We start from the raw sequence: 14,315 nt of genomic DNA, 5'->3' as shown, positions 1-14,315 counted from the left end.
CGCATGGGCGGCGCGGCGCTCCTCAGGCCGCGTCCTCGACGACTAGCCAGGCATAGGGAACGTGCTCGGCGTCGAGCGGCAGGCTCCGCCAGCGCCGATGCTCGGTATGCCTGCTGGGGGGCAGGGCGTCTCCCGTCTCCGGATGGATTCCCCGCGCCGCCAGCACCTCGACGAGTTCGTCCATCACTCCGCGGCGATCGCGCAAGAAGCGCGAGGCGAAGCACCGCCAGACCACCCATCCCGCGCGTTCGAGCATCCGCTGACGCGCCATGTCGTCCGGCCACTGCTCGGGCCCGTGGTAACGGTCGCCGTCGCATTCTATGGCGAGGCGCCTGTCGTTGCTTCCCTCGACGACCAGATCGATGCGCTTCGAACCGACCGCGACTTGCGTATCCACCCGGAACCCCCGCTCCACGAGCAGGTCGTACATGTCCGTCTCGAAGGGCGACTCGCACCGCGTCCGCCTGTCGGCGCTCAGCGCACCGTCGCCGGCGAAGGGGGCATGGAAGTGCTCGATCAGGCTTCTGCGGAGGCGGTCCGAGGGTCGAAGGTCCTCGAGTTCCACGGACCGGACCAGGACCATGCGGTCGCGTGCGCGCGACGCCGCCACGTTGAAACGCTGTTCGTAGCCCAGTCCGGAAAGCCCGCTGCTCCCGCGGTCCGCGACGAGCGAGATGAACATGATGTCGCGTTCGTCGCCCTGGAAGGCCACCGGCTCGCCGACGCGTATGTCGTGGCGCAGCATGATCTCGGTCCCGAGCACCTGCTCGATGGCCGTCTGTATCGCCACCGCCTGCTCCTGGCCGAGGAGCGTGGTCACGCCGATCGATCTCCCCTTCATCGCCGGATCGTCGGAGATGCGGCTGATCGCATCGACGATGCAGTCGACCTCCGGCGGATTCACCTTCCCCTTCCGGTACCCGTCCTCGACCATGATGTCGACGAGCGGCGGATCCAACCGTTCGGAGGCCGAAGGAAGACGGAGCGGTTCGAGCTGGTGGCTGTAGAACTGCGCCTTCGAATACTCGATGATGGGGGCGACGCAGCGGAAGTGCTCCTTCAGCATGATCGCCCCGCCCGCGAATACCACCGTGCCCAGATCGTACAGCGACTTCTCCTCGCGCAGTGCGGACCTGTAGTCCGATACCTGACCGCCCAGATGGCGGTCCGCGAGCAAGTTCATCCGGGCCTCCTCGCGGAAGCCGGCATCGGGACTGACCTGCCTGTCGTCGCCGACGATCAGTACCTGCTTGGCCCGCAGAAGCGCCGGTAGCGCGGCCATCGTCGACTGCGACGCCTCGTCGATGATGACCAGATCGAACAGTCCGAGCTCGGCGGGCAGGGATTCCGAGACGCGGTAGTGCGGCATGATCCAGCAGGGCAGCGCGTTCTTCGCACGATCGGCGGCGGCCCTCGCGTCGGCCCGATAGCGGCCCGCCCGCACGCCGGTTCCGCGTCCGAGCCGACGCATGGCCTGGGCGTAGGCGGCGAGCGCGGCCCGGACCTGGTCGCTCGCCTTCTCCGCCAGCCGACACCAGGTGCGCTGCTCGATGGCCTCCTCGTAGGCGCGGCGCAGGCGATCCTCGTGATCCCTCCGATCCGCCCCGAGCGCTCGCAGCCTGTCGTGCCGATCGATCCGGCCGAGCCATGTGGCGAGGCGACGGAGGGTCCACCGCTCCCGCCAGTCACCGGGCGTGAGCGGATCCTCGAGTCCCTCCACCGGCTGCCGGCGGAGCAGCTCCGCCCACTGCGGCGCCCCGCTCTCCTCTATCAGGGAACAGACGTGCCGGATGCGGGAGAATGCCGGTGCGAGGGCCCGTAACGCATCGGCCTCGCTCAGAGCCGCGGCCCAACGTCTGGCCAGCAGCGTCGCGTCGGTTCCGCCATGACCGACCATGGTGCCCAGGATCTCCCGCAGCTCCTCGCCCAAGGCCCCTTCGATGCCGGAAAGGGACTGTACGAGACGGGTGCGATCGGCCCGCGCCTCGGAAAGACGCGAGAGCCGCAGGTGCCGATCCAGCAGTTCGAGCAGCGCGTCGATCCCTGCATCCGACACCGGATGATGGCGGCCGGATCCGGGCAGCATCGCATGGACTGCGGACTCCGCCGAGCGTTCGCGCCGTACGACTTCGCGCAGCCGGCCGACGTGATCGAGCTGCCGGCGCATCAGTTCACCGGCGGAAGGGCCGTCGACGGGCACGGTGTCGAGCCCGGCGTGGGGAGCCGCGTTGTTCCATGCGGCTCCGAGAGCTACGGTCCTGTCGAGCGCCGAGAGGTAGCGCACCACCTCCGTCCACTGCGAGGCGTCGGCGGGCGCGCGGCCCGAAAGCCGGACGGATCCGACCTGCTGCTTGAGCTGGCGGGCGAAGAGGCTCTGGAACAGCCCGAGATCCTCGCCGGAAGCGAGGGTCCGCACCGCGTCCCGGAAGTCCCGGTCGTCCGCTGCGCCGTCGAACAGCGTCACGGGCCGTACCAGGAAGTGCCGGGCGAGGTCGCACAGCTCGCCGACGTCTCCGCGTAGACCCTCCAGGCCCAGCAACGCCGGGTCGTCCGGGTCCGAACGCCAGCGGGCCATCACGGGCAGCGTCCATTCCCTCGCGTCCCCCGAGACGTCGGAGCGGGCGGCGCGAAGCGATTCCAGCTCGGTCCGCAATGCGGCGATGGCGTCGAGGGACGTGCCCGGCGAGACGGCGGCGACCCCGGTAGTGGTCCGTTCGATCTCGTCGGCGGAGATCAGTGAACGATGCAGGAGGACGAGCGCGTCGACGTCGGGAAGCGCCGCATCGGGAACCGCGTGGTCGAGATCTGCGATCCGTCCCATCACGGACCTGCGGGCCGTGCGCAACGCGGCGATCGCCTCGTCGTCGAACTCGGGTTCATGCGACGCGATGACGTCGATCGGGTCCGCGATCCAGTCGGCGGCGGTGCCGGCGCTAAGCAGGCGGCGAGCCGCATCCGCGGGTTCGATCGGTGCGCCGTCGAGGACCGCCGGGGCCATGGCCCCCCGCCCGATCTCGTCGATCTGCCGGTCTATGACCGCAAGGCCCCGATGGAGCGCCTCGATCCGCGCGTCCAGCGCGGCGATCTGCCGGGCAGCATCGGCCGGTCGGGTCCGCTGGACCCTGTCGGCGATGATGTCGACGGACTCCTGGAACTGCTTGAGACCATCCCTGTCGCTCTCGAGGAGGCTGACCGCCAGCGGTCGCACCGCCTCCGGGAGCTTCTCGCGCAGCACCTTCAGCGGTGGCGCCTTCTGCGAGGTCACGAGGACCCGCTTACCTAGCGCGAGGTAGTGGCTGATGATGTTGGCGATCGTATGCGTCTTGCCGGTTCCCGGCGGACCCTGGACGACGACGCCGGCGCGCGTGGACAGCCGCTGAATGACCTCGACCTGCTCGCGGTTGAACGGCTTGGGGAAGAACAGGTCTTCGCCCGATCCGTCCGACGACGTCACGCCGGGGATCGTCGACACGCCGCGGAGAGCCGGATAGGCCTCCGCGACCGCCGCGTCCGTGGGGTCCTCGATCAGCGCCCTTACCGCCGCCGGCAGTTCGGAGACGTCGTCCAGCGCCGAGACCTGACCGCGCAGGCTGCGCAGATCGTCCATCAGCTGCGTGCCCTGCCGCGTCCGTTCGAGGAGGACCCAGCCGTCATCCACCCGAAGGGTGTCGCCGACGGGCGGCTGGCGTTCTCCGAGCTCGGGAAGATAGGCGCCGTCGGGATCCAGGACCGCTACGGCCCGCCGCAGCACGGGCGCGAAGCTCTCCGTCGCGAACGGCGTGACGCCGTCCCCCTCGAGTCCGTCGAAGTAGCGCTGGGCACCGCTGCGCCAGTCCTCCGCCGAGGCGACGCCGAGGGCGTCCATCGGCCCCGATTCGATCGCCACCGGCGCCTCGCTCCGGGGGCGGACCTCGATCGCGTGGGTCCGCTCGCTGAGCGATATCTCCACCGGCACCGTCACCAGCGGATGATGCAGCTTCGTACCGGCGCGGGTCCACCGGGCGATCCCGATGCCCCAGACGAGCTCGACCGGCTGTTCGGATCCGCCTTCGAGCGATTGCCGGAGCGCGAACAGCCCGTTATACAGTTCGATCGACTGGCGACGGGGCCGTTCCTCCTCCGCCCAGCGGGACCAGCGTTCACGGCGATACCCCTCGATGGCGGTCTCCAGACGGGCGCGGCCCTCGAACCCGTCCAGCGCGATGGTCTCGGCCGCAGGCGGCTGGGCATCGCTCACGCCCAGAAGCGCCCTGGGAACCTCGCGGCGCAGCGACGGCGGAGTGTCCACCTCGTCGGGAAGGTCGATCCAGACGCGCAGCTCGGCGTCGTCCGGGGCGGGCGGCGGGCATCTGACCAGTCGTTCGACGGTGAGCCAGCAGTGATCGTCCGCGTCGCGCACGTTCACCAGGACGCCGGGCAGCTTTATCAGGTCGTCGCCGAAACGGCGGAAGCCCCGGTAGTCGACCATGTCGAGTACGGTGCGCAGGCGGTCGCGCTCCGTCGCCTCGACGTAGTCGATCAACGCCACAAGTCGATCAATGCCGATCTTCGAACTCCGCATATCCGGTATAATCCCCGATGGCGGTATCGCGTGGCGTAGCGCAGAACGCAACGGGATCAGACGCGGGTCCTGCCAACTGTCTCGGGAATGGATCATACATCGTACAATGCGGAGCCGGCGGCCTTGCGCGGCTTCGTCGCGGGCGGCTAGTCTGAGACCGCTGCGGCGAAACGGGGAGAGCATCGAATGGTAAGCCTGTCGAAGGGGCAATCGGTCCGATTGGAGAAGTCGGACGGCGGCAGCCTGACCCGCGTCTCCATGGGGCTGGGCTGGGACGTCCGGAAGGCGAAGGGCCTCATGGGCATGTTCGGTGCGAAGGGAGCTGACATCGACCTCGATGCGTCGTGCCTCACGTTCGATTCCAGGCGGCAGGAGCTCGATCAGGTCTGGTTCCGGCAGCTGACCAGCAAGGACGGGAGCATCGTCCACAGCGGCGACAACCTGACGGGTGCCGGCGACGGTGACGACGAAACGATCTCGGTCGACCTCTCGAAGCTCCCGGCGGAGGTGCAGTCCCTGGTCTTCACGGTGAACAGCTTCCGCGGCGACAGCTTCGACCGGATCGAGAACGCCTACTGCCGACTCGTCGACCTCACGAACGGCCGCGAGCTCGCCCGCTTCGACCTGACGGGTAGCGGATCGCACACCGGGCAGGTGATGGCGACGCTGACGCGGTCGGGGACGCAGTGGTCGATGAAGGCCATCGGCATACGGACCCAGGGGCAGACCTTCCACGACATGATGACCCCCATCCTGTCCTCCATCTGACACACGACCGAGCTACCGGAACAGACATGATCGAACTCCAGCAGGGCGGCAACGCGGCCGTCGACGGGACGGATGCGTCCATCAGGTTCGAATGGTCCGCGCCTCAGGGGCGGGACGTCGAGGCGGACGCTTCCGCGTACCTCCTGACGGCGACCGGTCGGGTGCGCGGCGACGCGGACATGGTGTTCTACAACCAGCCGACCGGCGCCGACGGCGCCGTCTCCTTCGCCGCCGACGGGGGTGGGCGTGGGCTGTTCCGGATCGATCTGGCTCGGATCCCGCAGTCCATCGAGCGCATCGTCTTCTGCGTCACGGTCCACGAGGCCCAGTCGAAGCGCCAGACGCTGGCCCTGCTCGACGGAGCGACCATCACCGTCGATGCCGGGGGCTCCGCCGTCCGCTACCGGCCGGCCCTCGCCGCGGCGAGCGAGGCCGCCATGACGTTCGGCGAACTCTACAGGCGCAACGGGCAATGGAAGTTCCGCGCCGTCGGCCAGGGGTTCAACGGCGGACTCTCACCGCTCGCGGGCTCGTTCGGCATAGACGTCGCGGAGGCGGCGGCTCCACCCGCGGCGCCTCCACCTCCTCCGCCGCCCCCGCCCGTCCGGCTCACCAAGGTCACCCTGGACAAGCCGGGGCAGACGGTGAGCCTGGAGAAGAAGGGCGCCGCGTTCGGGGAGATCAGCGTCAACCTCAACTGGTCGAGAGGGCGCAAGGGGTACTTCGGCGGCGGCACCGCCATCGATCTCGACCTCGGCTGCCTCTACGAACTCCAGGACGGCAGCCTGGGCGTGGTCCAGGCCCTGGGCAACGCGTTCGGTTCGTTCGAGGACGATCCGTTCATCGCACTCTCGGGCGACGACCGGACGGGTGACGTCTCGCAGGGCGAGACCATGCGGATCAACGGCCGCCACTGGCAGGAGGTGCTCCGCGTGATGGTCTTCGCCAACATCTACGACGGCGTTCCGAACTGGCAGCAGACCGATGGCGTGATCACCGTCACCATGCCGGATCAGCCGCCGATCGAGGTCCGGATGACCGAAGGGCGCAACGACCGCCGCGTATGCGGCGTCGTCATGATCGAGAACGATGACGGTCGCCTCAAGGCGACGCGCATCGTCGAATACTTCCGTGACCAGCAGAAGCTGGATCAACGGTTCGAATGGGGACTTCGCTGGGTGGCCGGCCGAAAGGACTGACGGTCGTCCGGCGCGAAGGGGGAAAAGACGTGTTTCGATACTACAAGGGTTCACTGCTCTTCACCGCCGTATGTCTGGGACTGGCGGCCTGGCTGGGATCCCATCTGACGGGCTCGCTCTCGGGGACGCTCGGCGTCCTGTGGATCGTGCTGGTCCTCGGGGTGCTGGAGGTCTCGCTCTCGTTCGACAACGCCGTCGTCAACGCGACCGTGCTGCGGGACATGGATCCGGTATGGCAGCGCCGGTTCCTCACCTGGGGGATCGTCATCGCGGTGTTCGGCATGCGGATCGTCTTTCCGCTGCTCGTCGTCGCCATCGCGGCTCGGCTCGGCCCCATCGACGCCGTGCGGCTCGCGGCGACCGATCCCGTCACCTACGAACGCATCATCACCGGGGCGCACGTCGGCATCTCCGGCTTCGGAGGCGCCTTCCTCGCGATGGTCGGCCTGACCTTCTTCCTCGACGACGACAAGGATTCCCACTGGATCGGACCGATCGAGCGCCCGTTCACGGGACTCGGCCGGATCTCGGGCGCCGCGATCGCGGTCGTGCTGCTCGCGCTCTTCGGAGTCTCGCGACTGATCGCCCCCGCGGACGCCATGACGTTCATCACCTCCGGCATCTTCGGCCTCGTGTCCTACATCGCCGTGGGTGCGATCGGAACGCTGCTCGAGAAGGAGGAGGGCGAACCGTCCGGACAAGGCGCCGCAGTCACCGTGGCCAAGGCCGGCCTCGGCGCGTTCCTCTACCTCGAGGTGCTCGACGCCTCATTCTCGTTCGACGGCGTGATCGGTGCGTTCGCCCTGTCCAACAACCTGTTCGTCATCGCGCTCGGTCTCGGGATCGGCGCCATGTTCGTCCGATCGATGACGGTGATGCTGGTCGATCGCGGCACGCTTACCGAATACCCGTACCTCGAGCACGGCGCGTTCTACGCGATCATCGCCCTGGCTGCCATCATGCTGCTCTCCGTCCGCTACGAGATCCCCGAGACCGTGACCGGGCTCATCGGTGCCGGGTTCATCGGACTGGCGTTCGTAGCGTCCGTGCGGAGCAACCGTGCCCGGGACGGCCACGAGCCGATAGCCCTCGAGGACGCCAGCCCGATCGGGCCGACCGGCGACCACCTCTCCCTCTGATCCATACAGGAGCAAAACCAATGTCAGTCAGTCTGTCCAAGGGCGGTAACGTCAGCCTCTCCAAGGAGGAACCCGGTCTCTCGAACGTGCTCATCGGTCTCGGGTGGGACACGCGCTCGACCGACGGCACGGATTTCGATCTCGACGCGAGCGCTTTCCTGCTCGTGGCCGGAGATCGCGTGCGCGGCGACGGCGACTTCATCTTCTACAACAACCTGCGTTCGGCGGACCTCTCGGTCGAGCACACCGGCGACAACCGCACCGGCGAGGGCGACGGCGACGACGAGGCGCTGAAGGTCGACCTCGCCAAGGTCCCCGCGGAGATCCAGAAGATCGCGGTCGCGGTCACCATCCATGACGGCGAGGCCCGTCGGCAGAGCTTCGGCATGGTCTCGAACGCGTTCATCCGGGTGGCCAACGACGCGACGGGACGCGAGATCGCACGGTACGACCTGACCGAGGACGCCTCCACCGAGACGGCCATGATCTTCGGCGAGGTCTACCGCCACAACGGAGAATGGAAGTTCCGCGCCGTCGGGCAGGGCTACAAGGGGGGGCTCGGCCCCATGGCCAAGAACTACGGCGTCAACATCGGCTGAGGCCGGAACACAGGAGTCAACGACATGGCAGTTTCGCTTTCAAAGGGTGGCAACGTTAGTCTGAGCAAGGAGGCGCCGGGGCTCAAGGCCGTGCGCGTCGGGCTCGGCTGGGACACGCGCGTCACCGACGGCAGCGCGTTCGATCTCGACGCGAGCGTGTTCCTGCTCGGCGAGTCGGGCAGGGTCCGCTCTGATGCCGACTTCGTCTTCTACAACAACAAGAACGGCGCCGGCGGCGCGGTCGTGCATCAGGGCGACAACCTCACCGGCGAGGGCAGCGGCGACGACGAGGTCGTCGCGGTCGCGCTCGATCAGGTCCCGGCCGAGATCCAGCGCCTGAGCTTCGCCGTCACCATCCACGAGGCCGACGGACGGCGTCAGAACTTCGGCATGGTCTCTAACGCGTTCATCCGCGTGGCCAACGCCGATGGCGGTACCGAGATCGCGCGGTACGACCTCTCGGAGGACGCATCGACCGAGACGGCCATGGTGTTCGGCGAACTCTATCGTCACGGTGCCGAATGGAAGTTCAAGGCGATCGGGCAGGGCTTCGCCGGCGGTCTCGGGCCCCTCGCCCAGTCCTTTGGCGTCAACATCTGACGCGGGCCGCGGCATCCCGTCTCCAGCCGGGATGCCGCGGTCGACCCGGTCCGGCGCACGTCCGGACCGGGCCTGCATCGGTCGAAGATCGCGCGATGCAGAAGGTGGAACGGTCCGGAGGCGGTGGGCTGTGACGCGCGCCTTCACCGATCATGCTCCCGACCGCCTCGATCCGAACCAGCGCCAGAGACCTGCATCATGAACCCGAACAGATCAGCGTCGCCCTCGTCGACGACGCCCGTTCCGTCAGCGACGACGGAACGTCCGCCCGGATCGGGCGACTTCGAGCAGACAGCCGCGAAGCGGATCCGGACGACCGATGCACCCGAGATGCGATCCGTCCAACTGTCGACGGGACGTCTCGACGTCACCGTGCTCGGCGGGACGTGGCTGCTCGACGAGCTCTGCGGCTTCGCTGCGCGTGAGAATCCGAAGCGCGGATTCCTCGTCGTCTCGAAGGTGCTCGGTCGGCACATCCCGGTCGCACCGAGCACGATGCGGAGAAGCGCGAGCGACCTCGCGGCGCGCATCCCTGCCGGTCTTCCCGGTCCCATCCTGGTCGTCGGCCTGGCCGAGACCGCCGTCTGCCTCGGACAGACGATCCACGAGGAACTGCGTACCCAGTGGGCCCGGGAGGACGTCTTCTTCACGCATTCCACGCGACAGCGCATCGACCGGCCTCTGCTGTGCAGCTTCGAGGAACCGCACAGTCACGCGGCAGCGCACCTGATCTACCAGCCGGAACTCGAAGGGATGCATCCGCCGAGGTCGCTGGTCCTTGTGGACGACGAGATCTCCACCGGAACCACGATCCGGAATCTCGCCGACGCACTGGTCGCGACCTGGCCGGGGATAGAGACGATCGCCGTGGCGACCCTGACGGACTGGTCGTCCGGTTCCGCCTGGCACTGCACTATGCCACGCCCGATCACCACCTGCTCGCTGCTGCGCGGCCGACTGGAATGGAGGCCGGAAGCGACCGTAGGCTCCGCTGCAGCGTTCGACGCCGTCGCCGGATCGCTAGGACGGATGCAGCGTCACGAGAACTTCGGTAGACTGGGGCTGTCGGAGGCCGTCTTCCGTCGGCCCTCCGAACCGCTTCCCGCCATCACCGGTCCGCTGCGCATCGTCGGCACCGGTGAGTTCACGTATCTTCCGTTCCGTCTGGCGGAGGAGCTCGAGCGGGACGGACACGACGTCGTCGTCCAGGCGACCAGCCGGAGTCCAGCACACGTCGGAGGTGCGATGGCGACCAAGCTCCGCTTCGAGGACAACTACGGGACGGGCGTGCCGAACTACCTCTACAACGCGGATCCGACCGACGGTCGTACCACCTGGCTCGCGCACGAGACGGAATCGGGGACGGTGGACGGGACCCTCGTCGGAGCCCTCGGGGCCCACGTCGTCGGATGGACCGCGTGATCCGCGCCATCGCGCTCGTCGACCTCGACGACACTCTCTTCCAGACGCTGAGGAAGTGTCCCGGCGACGTCCCCGTCGAAAGGCTGACGCCCCTCGGCTTCGCCAAGGACGGCTCGCCCCTGAGCTATGCCACGCCGCGCCAGATGGGACTGCTGGAATGGTTGTCCGAGACGACCCATCTGGTTCCCGTGACGGCCCGGAGCCTGGACGCCCTGCGCCGCGCGCGCATTCCGTTCACGGCGGCGGTGTGCGCCCACGGCGGGGTCGTGCTCGACGAGGACGGCGGGATCGATCGGGAGTGGCAGTCCCTGATGCAGAACGAGGCCCGGCACCACAGCGGCCTGCTGGCCGGGATGCGTGACGCGATCCACGCCGAAGCCACGACGCGCGCGGTACCGATCAACGTACGCGTCCTGGGCGAGGGCGACCTGCCGCTCTACACCATCGCCAAGCATGCGGACGCCGATGCCTCCGCCCTTTTCTCCGTCGTCGACGCGGCCGTGCCGACCCTGCCACCGGGCTGGACCGATCACCGCAACGGCAACAACGTGGCGCTGATGCCCCCGCATCTGGGCAAGCGGCACGCCGTCGCACACATCCTCCCGGCGCTGCGGGCCCGCTTCCCCGACGCGCCGGTGATCGGGATCGGCGACAGCAGGACGGACGCTCCCTTCATGGGCCTGTGCGACTTCGCCATGATGCCGACCGGTTCGCAGCTCGCGGGAACGACCTTAGATGCCGAGTGAGACCGCGACCGGGTCGATGCCGCTCTCCGGAAGCTACGACGCCGGGGACGTGACCTTCCTGCTGAAGCCGATCGACATGCCCGCGACCCCGGTCGAGGAGAAGGAGGAGGCGATCCAGTCAGGCCGCCGGCACTACTCCGAGATGATCGCTCCGGAGGCCGTGCCGAGCGCCGAGTACCTGGCGCTCTACCACGCCGCGCTGGCGCGCAACGGCGACCGGCTGGCCGACGACGTCTCGGCGCTCGCCGCCCATCTCGCGTCGCGCAGGCCCGGCCGGGAGATCGTCATCGTCTCGCTGGCACGCGCCGGAACGCCGATAGGCGTCCTCCTCGTACGTACGCTCCGCGCCTGGGGGCACACGGCGCATCACTATTCCATAAGCATCGTACGGGACCGCGGCATCGATCTCGTCGCGCTGGCCCACATCGCGGAACGCCACGATCCCGATGATGCGGTATTCGTCGACGGGTGGACCGGCAAGGGAGCCATCGCCGGCGAACTCCACCGAAGCCTGGCGAACCGCCCGGAAGGTTTCGCGCCGCTGCTCGCCGTCATCGCCGATCCCGCCGGTCGAGCGGACATCGCCGCCGGCGGAGACGACTATCTGATAGCGTCGGGACTGCTGAACGGGATGGTCTCCGGGCTGGTCAGCCGTTCGATCCTGAACGATCGCTTCGTCGGAGACGGGGACTTCCACGCCTGCGTCCTGTATCCGCAGCATGCCCACACCGATCAGTCGCGGGCCTTCGTCGACGCGCTGGCGCCGCGCGCCGCCGTAGCGGTTCCCCGGGTGATCGGCGACCATGCCGCCCGGCGCCCCGCACTCGCTGCCGACTGCGCCGCCATGCTCTCCGCGATGTGCACCCGCGCCGGAACGAACGACGTGAACAGGATCAAGCCCGGCATAGCAGAGGCGACCCGTGCGCTCCTGCGCCGCGTTCCGGAACGCGTTCTCGTGCGGGACGAGAAGGACGAGGACGTGGCGCACATCGTCCGGTTGGCGGCGGAGGTCGGGATTCGGGTTGACCGCCTCGACGCGGGATGCAGCTATCGGGCGGTCACGATAATCCGCAGGCTGGGGACGGAACGATGAACGCAGGCGCCCTCTCCCTCGGGGCCACCCTCTACATGCCTTGCACGCGGACGGACCTCGCGGCCCGCCTGTTCGGGTCGGCCAGGATCCCGGATCTGAGATCGGTGGTGCTCTGCCTCGAGGACGCCGTGCTGGAGCGTGACCTGCCGACGGCGCTGATGAATCTGGCTGGCCTGCTCCGGACCGCCGATGCACGTGGACGGGGTCCGGCCGATCCCATGATCTTCGTACGCCCACGCGATGCGGCGATGCTGGCGAGGATACTGCTCATGCCCGGCGTCGGGTGTCTCACGGGCTACGTCCTGCCGAAGGCGAACGCCGACACGCTGCCCTCCTATCTCGCCCTCTCGATCCCGGAGGGGCAGATGCTGATGCCTACGCTGGAGACGCGCGAGGCGTGCGATCCGTACGAGATGCGTCGGCTGCGGGATCAGCTGCTCGCCGTACAGGACCGCATACTCGCCCTGAGGATAGGCGGAAACGATCTCATGCAGTCCATGGGGCTCCGTCGGCCGCCCGGCCGCACCGCGTATGACGGCCCCCTGGGCACGGTCATCGCCATGCTGGTGGCGACGTTCTCGCCCTGGGGGTTCTCGCTCAGCGCGCCGGTGATGGAGCGCTTCGGCGATACCGCCCTCCTGCGTCGGGAGGTCGCGCGGGACATCGATCACGGACTGCTCACGAAGACCGCCATCCATCCCGATCAGATCGCGATCATCCAGACCGCGCTCGCCGTGCCTGCGTGCGACGTCGAGGAGGCGCGCCTCATCCTCGATCCGGCAGGGCCTGCGGTGTTCGCGCAGGGCGGCGTCATGTGCGAGCCCGCGACGCATCGCGTCTGGGCCGAGCGGCTGATCGCGCGAGCCGAGGTCTTCGGCGTGGTCGACGGCCTTCCCTTGTATCAACGAGCCTGATTGGAGACGCGGACATGGCCGGATATCGCCACAAGATCGACGAGCAGGGCGCCGGAGGCGTGCGCTTCGAGCTGTACCAGTTCGAGCGCAAGGCGCACGCCGCCGCTTCGCCCATGCACGTTCCCAACGCCACGAGCGGGGGCACCGCGGCCACCATACACCTCCACCCGCCGCACGCTCAGACCGCACGCCAGCTCCGGATCGTCCTCGAAGGCGGCGCCGCGCTTCTAGAACCCGGTGCGCTCCAGTACGCCCTCGGCAGGCTGGACGTCGACGTGCAGAAGAACGCCAATGCTGGCGGCTTCCTGGCGCGTGCGATCACCTCGGCCGGGACTGGGGAGAGTGCCTTCGCGACCAGGTTCGCCGGGAAGGGCGAGGTATGGACCGAGGTCACCACCAAGCACTTCATCCTCGCGTCGATGGACGGGCCGCAGGACTCCCTGATCCTGGACGACGGCGCCTTCTACGCGTGCGACGCCCACATAGCGGTCTCGACGCATGTGCACAGATCCGTACAGGGGCTGTTCTCGGGGAACGGCCTCATGCAGCCGAAACTGACCGGCAAGGGCGCATTCGTCGTGGAGGCGCCGGTACCCGTCGACGAGATAGAGGTCGTCGAACTGGACGACGCAGGCGAGCTGATCGTCGACGGCGACATCATGCTTATGTATTCGGCCGGGCTCCAGGTCGAACTGCGGCCACTGGTCCGGGGCCTGCGAAACGCGATGCGCACCGGCGAAGGACTGGTGTTCGTCTTCCGGGGGCGTGGCACCGTATGGCTCACCCCCACCATGCGGCTTGGCTAGGCCAACGGATCGTCCCGTCCGTAGCGCTGTTCGATGAAGCGGAGGTTGTCGGCGAACCCGTCGATGTCGTCCTGCGCCAGCGAACGGGACAGATGCTCCAGTCTGAGGATCATGCGATCCAGGCCCGCGTTCAGATTGTAGCTGGCCGACTGCCCCGTGCTCCTGAAGATCTCGGCCCGATGCTCCTTGGGGATCTCGGCGTAGCTGGCGATGAGCCGCGGAGCATGGACGTCCCGCATCTGCCGGACTTCGGCATGCGTCGACGCGAGGCCGCCGTCAGCGTCCCTGCGGGCTTCCAGATCGGAGATCAGGGTGATCAGTCTCGCTACGCGGCCCTTGGAGGCGGACGGCAATCGGGGATCGTCGACCGACAGCATGGATGGCTCGGGGGCCGGTGCGCGCCGCGTTTCCTCAGGAGCTTCCTCGCGAGGTCCGCCCAGCCACCGCGCCAGCACATCCAGTAGACCC

General features: G+C 68.2%; 12 protein-coding genes. 10 read left to right on the top strand and 2 right to left on the bottom strand.

The window, feature by feature from the left end; translation table 11 throughout:
* Nucleotides 1-22: 22 nt before the first annotated feature.
* Complete coding sequence (locus tag J3A66_RS10380; RefSeq protein ID WP_209568720.1) at nt 23-4,561, bottom strand: AAA domain-containing protein; 4,539 nt, start codon at nt 4,559-4,561, stop codon at nt 23-25.
* A 186-nt stretch (nt 4,562-4,747) separates the two neighbouring features.
* On the opposite strand from J3A66_RS10380, the gene J3A66_RS10375 reads away from it, so the two are divergent.
* The 10 genes from J3A66_RS10375 (at nt 4,748) to J3A66_RS10330 (ending at nt 13,847) form a co-directional block, all read left to right on the top strand.
* Nucleotides 4,748-5,329 carry a TerD family protein gene (locus J3A66_RS10375; RefSeq protein ID WP_209568718.1) on the top strand — a complete coding sequence of 194 codons (582 nt, stop codon included), beginning with the start codon at nt 4,748-4,750 and terminating at the stop codon, nt 5,327-5,329.
* Nucleotides 5,330-5,355: 26 nt separating this feature from the next.
* Nucleotides 5,356-6,528, top strand: coding sequence for a TerD family protein (locus J3A66_RS10370; RefSeq protein WP_209568716.1), 1,173 nt, complete (start codon nt 5,356-5,358; stop codon nt 6,526-6,528).
* 29 nt (nt 6,529-6,557) lie between these two features.
* Nucleotides 6,558-7,667, top strand: coding sequence for a DUF475 domain-containing protein (locus J3A66_RS10365; RefSeq protein WP_209570467.1), 1,110 nt, complete (start codon nt 6,558-6,560; stop codon nt 7,665-7,667).
* 20 nt (nt 7,668-7,687) lie between these two features.
* Nucleotides 7,688-8,266: a TerD family protein gene (locus tag J3A66_RS10360; RefSeq protein WP_209568714.1), complete on the top strand. Its 579-nt coding sequence runs from the start codon at nt 7,688-7,690 to the stop codon at nt 8,264-8,266.
* Nucleotides 8,267-8,290: 24 nt separating this feature from the next.
* On the top strand, nt 8,291-8,866 hold the full coding sequence (locus J3A66_RS10355; protein ID WP_209568713.1) for a TerD family protein: 576 nt from the start codon (nt 8,291-8,293) through the stop codon (nt 8,864-8,866).
* Nucleotides 8,867-9,064: 198 nt separating this feature from the next.
* On the top strand, nt 9,065-10,288 hold the full coding sequence (locus tag J3A66_RS10350; RefSeq protein WP_245336790.1) for a phosphoribosyltransferase domain-containing protein: 1,224 nt from the start codon (nt 9,065-9,067) through the stop codon (nt 10,286-10,288).
* The gene (locus tag J3A66_RS10345; protein ID WP_209568711.1) at nt 10,285-11,034 is read left to right on the top strand and encodes a hypothetical protein; all 750 of its coding nucleotides are present in this window, start codon (nt 10,285-10,287) and stop codon (nt 11,032-11,034) included. The genes J3A66_RS10350 and J3A66_RS10345 overlap by 4 nt, the downstream gene beginning before the upstream one ends.
* Nucleotides 11,024-12,127 (top strand): cysteine protease StiP domain-containing protein, encoded by a 1,104-nt coding sequence (locus J3A66_RS10340; RefSeq protein ID WP_209568710.1) that lies wholly within the window; start codon nt 11,024-11,026, stop codon nt 12,125-12,127. Before J3A66_RS10345 ends, J3A66_RS10340 begins: the two co-directional genes overlap by 11 nt.
* Nucleotides 12,124-13,041, top strand: coding sequence for an HpcH/HpaI aldolase/citrate lyase family protein (locus J3A66_RS10335; RefSeq protein WP_209568708.1), 918 nt, complete (start codon nt 12,124-12,126; stop codon nt 13,039-13,041). The genes J3A66_RS10340 and J3A66_RS10335 overlap by 4 nt, the downstream gene beginning before the upstream one ends.
* 14 nt (nt 13,042-13,055) lie before the next feature.
* A complete protein-coding gene (locus J3A66_RS10330) occupies nt 13,056-13,847 on the top strand; it encodes an AIM24 family protein (protein WP_209568706.1) in 792 nt (263 codons plus the stop codon).
* Here J3A66_RS10330 and J3A66_RS10325 read toward each other — a convergent pair.
* Nucleotides 13,844-14,224 carry a hypothetical protein gene (locus tag J3A66_RS10325; RefSeq protein WP_245336789.1) on the bottom strand — a complete coding sequence of 127 codons (381 nt, stop codon included), beginning with the start codon at nt 14,222-14,224 and terminating at the stop codon, nt 13,844-13,846. The genes J3A66_RS10330 and J3A66_RS10325 overlap by 4 nt on opposite strands.
* Nucleotides 14,225-14,315 lie beyond the last annotated feature (91 nt).

The organism is Sphingomonas sp. PvP018 (genome assembly GCF_017876865.1).
Lineage (GTDB): Bacteria > Pseudomonadota > Alphaproteobacteria > Sphingomonadales > Sphingomonadaceae > Sphingomonas > Sphingomonas aerolata.
This window is presented reverse-complemented; position numbering and strand designations above follow the sequence as displayed.

What these genes read in the sequence shown, in the direction of transcription:
- J3A66_RS10335 (WP_209568708.1), top strand. Translation starts at nt 12,124, where the DNA reads ATGAACGCAGGCGCCCTCTCCCTCGGGGCCACCCTCTACATGCCTTGC.
- J3A66_RS10370 (WP_209568716.1), top strand. Translation starts at nt 5,356, where the DNA reads ATGATCGAACTCCAGCAGGGCGGCAACGCGGCCGTCGACGGGACGGAT.
- J3A66_RS10330 (WP_209568706.1), top strand. Translation starts at nt 13,056, where the DNA reads ATGGCCGGATATCGCCACAAGATCGACGAGCAGGGCGCCGGAGGCGTG.
- J3A66_RS10350 (WP_245336790.1), top strand. Translation starts at nt 9,065, where the DNA reads ATGAACCCGAACAGATCAGCGTCGCCCTCGTCGACGACGCCCGTTCCG.
- J3A66_RS10375 (WP_209568718.1), top strand. Translation starts at nt 4,748, where the DNA reads ATGGTAAGCCTGTCGAAGGGGCAATCGGTCCGATTGGAGAAGTCGGAC.
- J3A66_RS10355 (WP_209568713.1), top strand. Translation starts at nt 8,291, where the DNA reads ATGGCAGTTTCGCTTTCAAAGGGTGGCAACGTTAGTCTGAGCAAGGAG.
- J3A66_RS10380 (WP_209568720.1), bottom strand. Translation starts at nt 4,561, where the DNA reads ATGCGGAGTTCGAAGATCGGCATTGATCGACTTGTGGCGTTGATCGAC.
- J3A66_RS10325 (WP_245336789.1), bottom strand. Translation starts at nt 14,224, where the DNA reads ATGCTGTCGGTCGACGATCCCCGATTGCCGTCCGCCTCCAAGGGCCGC.
- J3A66_RS10360 (WP_209568714.1), top strand. Translation starts at nt 7,688, where the DNA reads ATGTCAGTCAGTCTGTCCAAGGGCGGTAACGTCAGCCTCTCCAAGGAG.
- J3A66_RS10340 (WP_209568710.1), top strand. Translation starts at nt 11,024, where the DNA reads ATGCCGAGTGAGACCGCGACCGGGTCGATGCCGCTCTCCGGAAGCTAC.